Below are 11,920 nucleotides of genomic sequence, written 5' to 3'. Positions count from 1 at the left end.
GCAACGGATCATACGGCCGCGAGTATTTTGTTGACGAAACATTCGCTGGCGAAATACTCTGCTGTCCCGTGATCAAGCGACTTTTGATCGGGCGATGCCTGTCCGCGCTCGCCACCGCGCTCATCCCCACCACCCTGACGCTCGCGGTCCTGCGGGCGACCGGGGACGGCGGGGCGCTGGGCATCGTGCTGGCGAGCGAGATGGTGCCGCTCCTGCTGCTCCTGCCCGTGGGCGGGGTGCTGGCCGACCGGATCCGGCCTGAACGGGTCGCGCTGCTCGCCGACCTGACCCGGTGCCTGTCGCAGGCCGCCATCGCCGCTGAGCTGCTGCTCGGCGTGTACCGGCTCCTCGACCTGGCGGTGCTGTCAGCCGTGGCGGGGGCCGCGATCGCGTTCGGCAGCCCGGCCGTGCCGAGGCTGGTGGTCGCGGTGGTGCCCGGCGAGGACAGGCTGCGGATGAACGCGCGTATCGGCGTGGCCACCAGTCTGTCCGCGGTCGTCGCTCCGGCGCTGGCCGGGACGGTCACGCTGGCCGCCGGTCCCGGCTGGGCGGCCGCGCTCACGGCGGCGCTGTTCGCCTGCTCGGCGCTCACTCTCGGCGGGATCCGCACGCCCGCGGCGCCTCATGCCAAAAGAGACTCCTCGTTCGGCAGGGACGTGGTCGAGGGGTGGCGGGAGGTCAGGGCACGTCGATGGTTCCTGGCCTCCTGCCTCGGGCACGGCGTGTGGCATTTCGTGGCCGGGTTGTTCCTGACGCTCGGCCCGGTGACGGCCGTGCGGGAGCTGGGCGGCGAGGTGAGCTGGACGGTGATCGTGCAGAGCGGCACGGTCGGCTTGGTCCTGGGCGTGCTGGCCGCTCCTCGGCTGCCCATTCGCAGGCCGCTGATGGTGGTCCAGGCCGGTGCCGCGTGCTACCTGCTGCCCATGGTGGCCCTGGCCGTGACGGCGCCCGCCGCGGTGATGGCGGGCGCGTACTTCGTGGCGATGTTCGGGCTGGGGCTGCTCAGCCCGCTGTGGGAGACGGTGGTGGCCAATGAGATCCCGGAGCGGGCGCTGGGGCGGGTGCGCTCGTTCGACCAGCTCATCTCGTTCGCGTCGCGGCCGTTCGGGCTGGCGGTGGCGGCGCCGCTGGCCGACGTCACCGGGGTGACGGCGCTGGCCCTGACCGGTGGCGTGCTGGTGGCCGCCGCGAATCTCGCCGTGATCCTCCCGCCGGCGCGGCGACCTGGCGAAGAAGGCCGGGGCGAAGCCGAAACCGCGAGACCGCGCAGCCGTGGCGTCAGGTGAGCGCCGCCTCCTGTACGACGCCGTCGCTGATCTCCAGCACCCGGTCGGCCAGCGTGATCAGGCTGGGATCGTGGGTGGCCACCAGGGCGGTGACCCCCTCACTCCGTACGAGCGCCCGCAGCAGCTCCATGATCTGCCGCCCGGTCTGCGAGTCCAGCTGCCCCGTGGGCTCGTCGGCCACCAGCAGCCGGGGCCGGTTCGCCAGCGACCGCGCGATGGCCACCCGCTGCCGCTGCCCTCCGGACAACTCGTACGGCCGCTGGTTGGCATGCTGCTCCAGCCCCACCAGAGCCAGCAACAGGCGTATGCGATCCTCCCGCTCCGCCACCGGCATCCGCACCAGCCGCATCGGCACGCCGACGTTCTCCGCCGCCGACAGCACCGGGATCAGCCCGAACGACTGGAACACGAACCCCACCACGTCCCGGCGCAAGGCCAGCAGGGCGTCCTCGGACATGGCGGTGACCTCGTGCCCGGCGACCACCACCCGCCCGGCGTCCGGTTTGTCCAGGCCGCCGATCTGGTTGAGCAGGGTCGTCTTCCCGGACCCGGACCGCCCGCGGACGGCGACGAGCTCCCCCGGGAACACCGAGAAGGACACCTCCCGCAGCGCCACGACCTCCTTGGGCCCGCTCCGGTAGACCTTGCGCAGCCCTTCCACCACGACCAGCGGCGAATCAGTCATCAGAGGGCTCCTCCCGGGCGGGCCACACGCCGATGTGGTCGGACTCGAGCTCGAGGCGTACCCGCCGCTCCATCTTGAGTGCGTTCATGAAGTCGCGCGGCAGTTGCAGCCGCCCCACCCGGTCCAGCACCGCGTACTCCTCGGCGACGATCTCCCCCTCGGCGCCCTCGCGCCGCAGCGTCTCGCTGCTGGTCCGCCCGTCGCGAATGCCCACCGTACGGTCCACCTGCTCCGCCACCAGCGGGTCGTGCGTAACGACGACCACGGTCACCCCCAACTCCCTGTTGGCCTTCCGCAGCGCGTCGAAGACCTGCTCCGACGTCTCGCTGTCCAGCTCACCGGTGGGCTCGTCGGCCAGGATGAGCTGCGGGGAGTTGGCGAGCGCGACGGCGATGGCCACCCGCTGCTGCTCCCCGCCCGACATTTCGGGAATCTTGCGGTTGGCGCAGTATCCGACCCCGAGCAGCTCCAGCAGCTCGAGAGCCCGCCCCCCGCGCCGCCCGGCCAGCTTCATCGGCAGCTCGACGTTCTCACGAGCGGAGAGGTAGGGCAGCAGGTTCCGCGCGGTCTGCTGCCAGACGAAGCCCACCACGGACCGTCGGTACCGCAGCCGGTCGCGAGCGTTCATCGACAGCAGGTCCATCCCCGCCACCCTCGCCACCCCGGCGGTCGGCACGTCCAGCCCGGACAGCACGTTGAGCAGCGTCGACTTGCCCGACCCCGAGGCGCCGACGATGGCCACCAGCTCGCCCTTGTCGATCACCAGGTCGAGCCCCTGCAGGGCGACGACCTCGACCCCCTCGGTCTTGTAGATGCGCACCAGGTTGTCGCACACGATGTGCGCGTCGCCGCCGAACGCGGCCTTCTCCCGGGTGGCTCTGGCTTCCAGCTCGGACAGGGTCGGGTTCATGTCAGGTCCCCCACTCGCAGGACGGCGCCGAGGTTGCGGCGGCGGCTGATGGCGGTGTGCGCGTACGCGCCGAGCACGGCGACGGCGGCGAGCCCGGACGCCAGCGCGACAGGTGTGAACAGGTCGAGCGAGTAGTCGCCGACGGGCAGGTCACCCGCGTACGACGACAGGTCCACGCCGGGCCCGAGCGCGAACGGCAGTAAGAGGCCCAGGCCGAGCCCCACAGATGCGGTGAGGAGGATCATGGGCAGGATCTCCAGCACGGTCAGCCGCTGCGCCTGACGGTCCGACAACCCGAGGGTGCGCAGGAACGACACCGTCCTGGCCCGCTCAGCGGCGCCGATGACCAGGGACAGCACGACCGCGACCAGCGCGTACGAGCCGAGCGCCACCGTCACCACGACCAGCGCCCAGCGCACGGCACTGGTGAGCGGATCGTCCCTGATGGCGCTCAACGCCCGCTCCTGCGACTCCACGGTCGCCGACGGGACAAGCCGCGCCAGCGCATCGAGAGACACGTCGCCCTTGATCAGCAACGTGTTCACGGCCGGCCGGGTCAGCACGCTCAGGGGCACGACCATGAACTTCCCCTTGGTGTAGAACCCGGGAACCGAGGAGATCACGCCTCGGGTGGTGAGTTTGACCCGCGACTGCCACCCGATCTCGAACGTCCCCCGCCCCCGCAGTTCCGGAGAGACCAGGGCGCCATCGGACAGAGCGGGCAGGCTCACGGGAGCACCATCCAGGATCCGGCGCCACTGCGCCACGTCCACCGCGATGGTCTCCGCCCGTTCCGCGCCGTACCCGACCTGTACTCGCCCGGTCTGCGCGACCACCACCTGCTCCACCCCGGCGAGCCCGCGCACCTGCGAGATCGTGGCGGCCGGGATCTCGATGTCCGACGTCAGCTTGACCGGCGCGCCCACCTGCTGCCAGGACGCCAGCCGCTGCGTGCTCGCGATCCCGTCGGAGATCACCGCCGCGAACACCGACACGCCCAGCGCGGGCAGCAGGATCAGCACCGGCAGCACGCTGGCGGAGCGCGCCCTGGCCGCCCTGGTGAGTCCCAGGAACGGCACGGCCGCCCGCCCGCGCGCGGCCAGCCGTACGAACAGCCGCAAGGGGTACGGATAGCAGCGCAAGGTGATCAACGCGGCCGCCAGCGTCAGCCCGACCGGCACCAGGAGCAGGAACGGATCGCCGCCCGCCAGCCCGCGGGCCCGCAGCAGGTACGCCCCCACCAGCGCGAGCGCCACGACCAGCACCTCCAGCGTGACGCGGCGAGCCGAGGTCCGGCCGGCGGCCACGTCGTCGCGGCGCTCGTGCAGCGGGGTCCGGTGCGTGCGGGCCACCCGGGCGGCGGTGAACCCCACGGCGACCAGGACCACGACGGCCGGTCCCAGGTGCACGACCGGCAGCACGGGGCCGGGCACAAGGAAGGACAGCCCATACCCGGCCAGGCCGGCGGGCACCACCGCGACCCCGGTCACGGCGGCCGCGGCCCCGGCCACCTGGCGCAACGATCCGCCGCGCGCCCGCGCCAGGGTCAAGGTGTGGTCGAGACGGTCGGTCAGCAGCAGCACGACCAGCGCGATCACGCCGAGCGCCACCGCCAGCAGCCCGCCGAGCACCAGGTACATCACGGTCTGCGCGGTGGACAGCGCGGCGAGGAAGTCGCCGAGCAGCTTGCGCAGCCCGGTGTCCAGGTGGTACGGGCTGCCCGTGGACTGCAGCGCGGCCACCCGCCCGAACTCGGCGACCGCCGCGTCGATGTCGGGCGCGGCCAGCGCGCTCGCGCCCCGGGCGTCGATCGGCAGGATCCAGTGGTAGGACAGGTTGCGACCCTCGCCGCTGAGCGCGGTCAGCCCCTCGTCGGAGATGAGGCTCGTGATGTGCTTCTCGAAGTCCAGCGCGCCCGGTGGCTGGATCTTGGTCACCTGCAGGACGTCGAGGTTGTGGCCCCAGTAGCGATCTTCCGGATTCCTGGCCTTGAAGGAGCCGACGATCTTCACGGCGACGTAGTCGTTCTCGCCGAGCATCTTCGTCTGGCCCACCCGGAGATCCATCTCGCGCAGGGCGTCCGCCACGATGCCCACCTCGAACACCGGGATCGTCGCGCCCTCGTACCGCATGGTCGAGGGCCTGCCGGGGGCCCGCCCCTGGACCCAGTCCACGCGCTGGGCCGCGTCCGAGAGCCAGCCCAGGTTGATGTACGTCTGGCCGCTGGTCCCGGTGACGGGCGTGCGGGTGGTCTTGGCGCTCATGTGGCCGGCGGCGGTCACCAGCGGGCGCAGCGTCGCCGGCAGGATCTCGCGCCAGCGGCGGTCGCGCAGGTCGAACTGTCCGCGTTCGCGCAGGTCCTCCTCCGGCGAGCGGGATTCCACGCTCACCGTCAGGTCGGCCTGCCACGCGGGCGCGGTGGCCAGCGAGCGGCGCAGCGCCTCGTCGAACGACGCCTGCGTCGCTCTGGGCACGCCCGCGACCAGCAGGCAGGCGCTCAGCGCCAGCACGAAGAGCACGGCCAGCGTGCCCAGGTGCACGCGAGCGAGCAGGGCGATCCTCACCGTTCCTCCACGAGTTGCCCGTGGTGCCCGCGCAAACGGCGGGCCAGCCCGGCCACGATGGCGAAGAGCACGGCCGCCACCAGCGCCAGCATCGCGACGGTGGCGCCCCACGGGATGTCGAGCACCACGCCAGGCGTGACCGCCGAAGCCTGCCCGGTCAGCACGATGTGCGGCACCACCAGGACGCCGACGGCCACGGCGAGCCCGGTGCCCGCGGCCAGCGACAACCCGATGACGAACGCCTGCTCGATCGCCAGCAGTCCGAACACCTGCCTCGAGCTCACCCCGAGCGCCCGCAGGATCACGAACTCGCCCATGCGCTCCCGCGCCGCGACGGTCGCGTTCACCAGGAACCCGAGGGCCGCGAACACCAGCGCCGCCATGAACCCGAGCATCAGCGCCCCCTGCAGCCCGCTGGCCAGGGGGTCGTCCTGCAGCTCGGCCGCCAGCTGCCGCTGGTCGAGCGCGCTCACGTCCCACCCGGGCCGGGACTTGAGCGCCTTCACCGCGGGCGCGGTGTCGTCGGCCGCGAGCCACCATTCGGTGGCGGGCCTGGGCAGCTGCGCCGCGGCGAATTCGTACGCCTGCAGCGTCCCCCAGTCCGCGAGCACGGCCTTCTGCCCCGCGGCGGTCGTCGGCATGCTGTCCACGACGGCCACCACCTTGATCTGGAGCACCTTGCGGTCGATGCTGGCCGGTCCGACCTGCCCGGCGGCCAGCTTGAGCGAGGCGGCCAGATCGGCGGTGAGCACCACGGGCAGCGGGCCCGGCCGCGGCGGCGGCGAGAAGGCGCCGGCCGCGGACCGCGCCACCTTCATGGACAGTGGCGGGGCCGCCAGCTCGCGTCCGTCGGCGTCGAGGCCGGTCAGGGTCAGGTTCGCGGTGCCCTGCGGCGAGCTCGCGACGAGGCCACGCAGCGACAGCGGGTATGTGATCTTCCCGGTGCGCCCGGCCAGCGCCCGGAGGTCGAGGCCGATCCGGTTCTCGCCCTTCCGCAGCACGCCGAGCGACATGTCGCGCCATACGCCCAGCGCGTCGGAGAGCACCAGCCGCACCGCGACGTCCGCGTCCGCCTCGGCCCGGAGCGTGAGCGTGGACGGCCGGCCAGGAATGTCCAGCTTGCCCGCCTGCTCTCCCACCAGCGCGCGTGACATCTCGCCGACCGGCTGTGAAGACAGGTCAGGCCGCAGGTGGAACAGCGTGCCGAGCTTGGTCGCGTCCACGCCGAGCAGCAGCGCGCTCTCCCCGCTCACCTCGGTCTGCCCGCGAAAGCCCGGCGAGTACGCCGTCACGCCAGGCAGCGCCGTGAGCGCCGTCCCGCGTCCGAGCGCCCCCAGCTCAGGTCCGTCCGGCGGCCCCGACAGCCGCAGATCGGCCCCGGCCTGGTGGCGGGCCTGGTCGAGCTGGGAGGCCCGCCAGGTGGCGGCGGTGGCCATGGACACGATGCCGATCGCGATGGCCATGGTCAGCAGCAGGGCGGGGCCGGCGTACTTGAGCGGCCGCCTGCTCACCTGCCACGCCCCGAGCGCGGGGGCGAGCGTGGGCCGCCTGGAGGTCAGCCGCTCGGCCAGCTTCGAGATGCGCGGCACCAGCCGCAGCCCCAGCATGCCGCCCGCGAGCAGGGCCAGCGCGGGCCCGGAGATGATCAGCGGGTCGATGCCGAGCGCTCCGGTGGCCGTCGCGGTGACCGGCGCGCCGTAGTGCTGGAGCTGCCAGATCGCCAGCCCCGCCACCACCAGCAGCGCCACGTCCGCGCCCGCCCGCTCGATCAGCCCGCGCCCGCCGCCGCGCCCGCGCGCCGACTGCTCCTCCACGTACGTGCGCCGCGCCCCCGCCAGCGCCGGCAGCACCAGCAGCACGGCCGCGGCCAGGGCCACGCCGAACGACACGAGGAACGTGCCCAGATCGGGGGAGGGCGCCAGCCGCACGCCCGAGGCCTTGATCCACGGCAACTGGTTGACCAGCGCGAGCAGCGGCGGGCCAAGGAACGGCGCGGCGACCGCGCACGGCAGCGCCACCAGCAGCGCTTCGCCGCCCGCCAGCGCCGCCAGCCGCACCGTGCCCGCGCCGCGCGAGCGCAGCAGCGCCACCTCCATGCGCCGGTGGTCGGCGAGCAGCCGCGCGGTGAGCATCAGCGCGTACGCGGCCAGCAGCAGGAGCTGCAGCACCGGGATGAGCATCGTGGAGCGTGCCACCAGGGAGGCGGTGTCGAGCTGGGTGAGCATCTCGGGCAGCCGGCTGGCGGCCACGCAACTGCCGCAGCCGTCGGCCTTCAGGCGCGCGCCCACCTGGTCGATCGCGCCGGCCATGGGGCGGAGCTGGTCGGGCGTCAGGGTGCGCAGGTCGGGTACGGCGGTCCAGGTGGCGTTGACGTTCGTGGCGAAGCGGGCGACGAATGTCTGGCGCGGCACCATCAGCGGCCCGTACGTGGTGAACTCGCCGCGCTCCACCCCTCGGCTGAGCAGCTGCTCGCCCGCCCATCGCTCGCCGAACGGGTCGTTGAGCTGGAACACGCCCACGATGCGCACCTTGACCGGGCGCGGGTCCAGGCGGCCCTTCGTGGTGAACTCCTGACCCGCTTTTAACCCGGTCGCCGAGGCCGCCGACAGCGAGATCGCGGCCTCCACCCGGTCTGCGGCGTCGCGCGGCCAGGCGCCGGAGACGAGCCTGGCGTGCCGGTCGAGGCCGTCGTAGCTGCCGAACCTGAGCAGCTCGGGCCGCTCCTGGCCGTCCTGGCCGGGCATGACGTAGGAGTCGGAGCGGAAGCTGGTGGTGACGGCGGGCGGCTCGGTGTACGCCTTGCCGAGCTCGGCGCGTACGGACCGGTCGAACTTCGGGAACGTCTCCGCCGTCACGGGGGTGCTGACGGTGGCGGCGATCTGGCGGTACGAGGCCGTCTCCATCGTCCTGCGGACACCGGCGTCGGCGATGGAGGAGGCGTACATGGTCAGCGCCACCAGCGTGGTGGTGGCCAGCAGGATCGAGCCGAACGCGGCCAGGAGGAGCAACGGCTCACTGAACGCGCGCTTGACGACCAGCGGCCCCCGCATGCATCCCCCTTAGCCCGTTTAGTGCACCTTCAGGCAGATGCCGGAGCAGGGGCAAGGTGATCTTTGCAACGGTGACGCACCCGATACGGGCGTGTGATATCGAAACTGTGACAAAAGGGGGCGCAACAAAAACGCCGCACCCCCGAAGGGAGTGCGGCGTCGCTATGCCAGCGTTACTTGGCGGCGGCCAGCGCCGCGGCCTGCTTGGCGATCGCGGACTTGCGGTTGGCGGCCTGGTTCTTGTGAATGACGCCCTTGCTGACGGCCTTGTCGAGCTGGCGGGCGGCAGCCTTCTGCAGCGCGACGGCCTGCGCGACGTCGCCCTGCTCGGCGGCCTCGCGGAACTTGCGGACAGCCGTCTTCAGGGAGGACTTGACCGCCTTGTTGCGCAGACGAGCCTTCTCGTTCTGCTTGTTGCGCTTGATCTGGGACTTGATGTTCGCCACGAAGAAGCCTCGGTGAAAGTCTGAAGTGATGGATGGGCGCGCGGGCTCGAGAGAGGGCGCGCCACACGCAGTTGAACAGGCTACCAATAACTCAGGTGGCTGCTCAAATCAACGCCAGCGCGTCATGTACTCCTGCCAATCCTCCTCCGTGGCGGCGAAGTCCACGTAGAGGGCCAGGCCGAAGCGCTCCCGGCGGCCGTGCGCCGATAACGCGAGCTTAGCGCCCTCCGCGGACATGGCGACGCTCTCGGCGCCGTCGGCCCAGACGACGCCGTGATCGTGGTAGGCGGGCGCGCCCATGAGCAGCAACTTGCCCTCGGGTACCAGGTCCAGGGCCAGTTCGGCCTGGCGGGCAACGTAACCGCCGTAGAGGGACTGCAGGGGCGTGAACGAGTCGTAGGTCATGACGGCGACCTGGTCCACGCGGTCGACGACCTGCTTGAAGTAGCTCTCGGACCAGTACTTGTCGTGGGCCAGGACGGCCCTGGCGGTCAGGCGCATCCCGGGGTACGGCTCGAGCTGCGGGGTGGAGGTGGACAGCAGCTTCGTGTGCTGCCGGGTCTGGTCGAGGAGCTCGAGGAACTCGGTGTCGCCGTCGCCGATCGGCTCGAAGTTGTAGTGGATGCCGTCGTAGCCCTGCTTCATGATGGCGGCGACTCCGGCCAGGACGTTCTCGCGGGACTTGGGGTCGTCCAGGTCGAGGCCGTTCTTGACGGCCTGGCCGAGCCAGGCGGAGACGCGGACCGTGGGGAGCTGCTCATGCATCCACTTCACGAAATTTCCGGCGTTGGGGTATTTGGCGGGATTTAGTGTGCCGTCCCAGTCGAAAGGGCCCGAGTGTACGTACACGTCCTTGATGCCTGTGGTGCGCAGACGTACCGCCAGTTGCTCGACGTCACGCTCCGTACGGCGGCCGTCCACCCACATGTGGCCCAGCCACAGGGCGTCGTTGCCCGTGCTCTTCGCCCAGGCCGCCGGGGCACCGGTAAACTGGAGGCGGAGCGCGGCGGCGAGGAGGCCGACCAGCGCGACGACGACGGCCAAGGCAAGCGCGAGCAAGCGCAGGCCGCGGCGGATGACGGTTCGGGCAGTCACCCGGGCATGTCACCATGAAAGACTGCTTGACCTCAACCCTGTCGAAACGGACTTCGGTGCGCACTCAGCCTGGCCAGACCGACCCCGCGTTGATCCGCAACTTCTGCATCATCGCGCATATCGACCATGGCAAGTCGACCCTTGCCGACCGGATGCTCCAGATCACCGGCGTGGTCGACGACCGTTCCATGCGCGCGCAATACCTCGACAGGATGGACATCGAGCGCGAGCGCGGCATCACGATCAAGTCGCAGGCCGTGCGGCTGCCGTGGGACGGCCACGTGCTCAACATGATCGACACGCCCGGCCACGTCGACTTCACCTACGAGGTGTCCAGGTCGCTGCAGGCGTGCGAGGGCGCCATCCTGCTGGTCGACGCGGCCCAGGGCATCGAGGCGCAGACGCTGGCCAACCTCTACCTGGCCATGAACGCCGACCTGCACATCATCCCCGTGCTCAACAAGATCGACCTGCCGGCCGCGCAGCCGGAGAAGTTCGCCGAGGAGCTGGCGGGGCTGATCGGCTGTGACCCGTCCGACGTGCTCAAGGTGTCGGGCAAGACCGGTGAGGGCGTGCGCGAGCTGCTCGACCACGTGGTCAAGACGGTGCCCGCCCCGGTGGGCGACGCCGACTCGGCCGCCCGCGCGCTGATCTTCGACTCGGTGTACGACACATACCGCGGCGTCGTCACGTACGTGCGGGTCATCGACGGTCACCTGGGCAAGCGCGAGCGCATCCTCATGATGTCCACCAGCGCCACCCACGAGACGCTGGAGATCGGCGTCATCTCGCCCGAGCCGAAGCCCGCCGACCTCGGCCTCGGCGTCGGCGAGGTGGGCTACCTCATCACGGGCGTCAAGGACGTGCGCCAGTCGCGCGTGGGTGACACCGTCACCTCGGCGGTCAAACCCGCCGGCGAGATGCTGGCCGGCTACGAGCACCCGAAGCCGATGGTGTTCTCCGGGCTCTACCCGATCGACGGCGACGAATACCCCGAGCTGCGCGAGGCACTCGACAAGCTGCAGCTCAACGACGCGGCGCTGGTCTACGAGCCGGAGACGTCGGCGGCGCTCGGGTTCGGGTTCCGGGTCGGGTTCCTGGGGCTGCTGCACATGGAGATCGTGCGGGAGCGGCTGGAGCGCGAGTTCGGCCTGTCGCTGATCTCCACCGCGCCCAACGTGGTCTACCGCGTGGTCATGGAGGACGGCAAGGAGCTGACCGTCACCAACCCGTCGGAGTTCCCCTCGGGCGGGAAGATCGCCACGGTGTACGAGCCGGTCACCAAGTCGACGATCCTGGCGCCGGCCGAGTTCATCGGGGCGATCATGGAGATCTGCCAGGGGCGGCGCGGGCAGTTGCTCGGCATGGACTACCTGTCGGAGGACCGGGTCGAGATCCGCTACACGCTGCCGCTCGGCGAGATCATCTTCGACTTCTTCGACCAGCTCAAGTCGCGCACCCGCGGCTACGCCTCGCTCGACTACGAGCCCGCCGGCGAGCAGGAGGCCGACCTGGTCAAGGTCGACATCCTGCTGCAGGGTGAGGCGGTCGACGCGTTCAGCGCCATCGTCCACAAGGACAAGGCCTACACGTACGGCGTCGACATGGCGAAGAAGCTGCGCGAGCTGATCCCCAGGCAGCAGTTCGAGGTGCCGATCCAGGCCGCCATCGGGGCCCGGGTCATCGCCCGCGAGAACATCCGCGCCATCCGCAAGGACGTCCTGGCCAAGTGCTACGGCGGTGACATCTCCCGTAAGCGCAAGCTGCTGGAGAAGCAGAAGGAAGGCAAGAAGCGGATGAAGATGGTCGGGCGCGTGGAGGTCCCTCAGGAGGCCTTCGTCGCGGCGCTGGCCACCGACTCCAGCGCCGACAAGAAGAAATGAC

At 71.1% G+C, this 11,920-nt stretch carries 8 protein-coding genes; 2 read left to right on the top strand and 6 right to left on the bottom strand.

The genetic code is table 11. The features are described 5' to 3' along the window. Positions 1-68: 68 nt before the first annotated feature. Complete coding sequence (locus ACIBVN_RS09295; RefSeq protein ID WP_397134365.1) at positions 69-1,286, top strand: MFS transporter; 1,218 nt, start codon at positions 69-71, stop codon at positions 1,284-1,286. Here the strand turns inward: ACIBVN_RS09295 and ACIBVN_RS09290 are convergent. The 6 genes from ACIBVN_RS09290 to ACIBVN_RS09265 form a co-directional block, all read right to left on the bottom strand. Further along, positions 1,279-1,971, bottom strand: coding sequence for an ABC transporter ATP-binding protein (locus tag ACIBVN_RS09290; protein WP_397134363.1), 693 nt, complete (start codon positions 1,969-1,971; stop codon positions 1,279-1,281). The genes ACIBVN_RS09295 and ACIBVN_RS09290 overlap by 8 nt on opposite strands. Continuing rightward, the gene (locus ACIBVN_RS09285; protein WP_397134361.1) at positions 1,964-2,881 is read right to left on the bottom strand and encodes an ABC transporter ATP-binding protein; all 918 of its coding nucleotides are present in this window, start codon (positions 2,879-2,881) and stop codon (positions 1,964-1,966) included. The genes ACIBVN_RS09290 and ACIBVN_RS09285 overlap by 8 nt, the downstream gene beginning before the upstream one ends. Then, entirely contained in the window at positions 2,878-5,445 is a 2,568-nt protein-coding gene (locus ACIBVN_RS09280; protein ID WP_397134359.1) for an FtsX-like permease family protein, read from the bottom strand. Before ACIBVN_RS09280 ends, ACIBVN_RS09285 begins: the two co-directional genes overlap by 4 nt. Then, positions 5,442-8,495, bottom strand: a complete 3,054-nt coding sequence (locus ACIBVN_RS09275; protein ID WP_397134357.1) for an ABC transporter permease — start codon at positions 8,493-8,495, stop codon at positions 5,442-5,444. The genes ACIBVN_RS09280 and ACIBVN_RS09275 overlap by 4 nt, the downstream gene beginning before the upstream one ends. A gap of 173 nt (positions 8,496-8,668) precedes the next feature. Further along, positions 8,669-8,941, bottom strand: coding sequence for a 30S ribosomal protein S20 (gene rpsT, locus ACIBVN_RS09270; protein WP_397134355.1), 273 nt, complete (start codon positions 8,939-8,941; stop codon positions 8,669-8,671). Between the two features lie 108 nt (positions 8,942-9,049). Beyond that, positions 9,050-10,036 carry a hypothetical protein gene (locus tag ACIBVN_RS09265; RefSeq protein WP_397134353.1) on the bottom strand — a complete coding sequence of 329 codons (987 nt, stop codon included), beginning with the start codon at positions 10,034-10,036 and terminating at the stop codon, positions 9,050-9,052. 14 nt (positions 10,037-10,050) lie between these two features. On the opposite strand from ACIBVN_RS09265, the gene lepA reads away from it, so the two are divergent. Next, complete coding sequence (gene lepA, locus ACIBVN_RS09260; RefSeq protein WP_397134351.1) at positions 10,051-11,919, top strand: translation elongation factor 4; 1,869 nt, start codon at positions 10,051-10,053, stop codon at positions 11,917-11,919. Position 11,920: the final 1 nt, after the last annotated feature.

The sequence above is a fragment of the Nonomuraea sp. NPDC049400 genome, from assembly GCF_044466425.1.
GTDB lineage: Bacteria > Actinomycetota > Actinomycetes > Streptosporangiales > Streptosporangiaceae > Nonomuraea.
This window is presented reverse-complemented; position numbering and strand designations above follow the sequence as displayed.

Excerpts from the sequence above, each read along its gene's own strand:
- ACIBVN_RS09290 (WP_397134363.1), bottom strand. The coding sequence starts at position 1,971 with ATGACTGATTCGCCGCTGGTCGTGGTGGAAGGGCTGCGCAAGGTCTAC.
- ACIBVN_RS09285 (WP_397134361.1), bottom strand. The coding sequence starts at position 2,881 with ATGAACCCGACCCTGTCCGAGCTGGAAGCCAGAGCCACCCGGGAGAAG.
- ACIBVN_RS09275 (WP_397134357.1), bottom strand. The coding sequence starts at position 8,495 with ATGCGGGGGCCGCTGGTCGTCAAGCGCGCGTTCAGTGAGCCGTTGCTC.
- lepA (WP_397134351.1), top strand. The coding sequence starts at position 10,051 with ATGAAAGACTGCTTGACCTCAACCCTGTCGAAACGGACTTCGGTGCGC.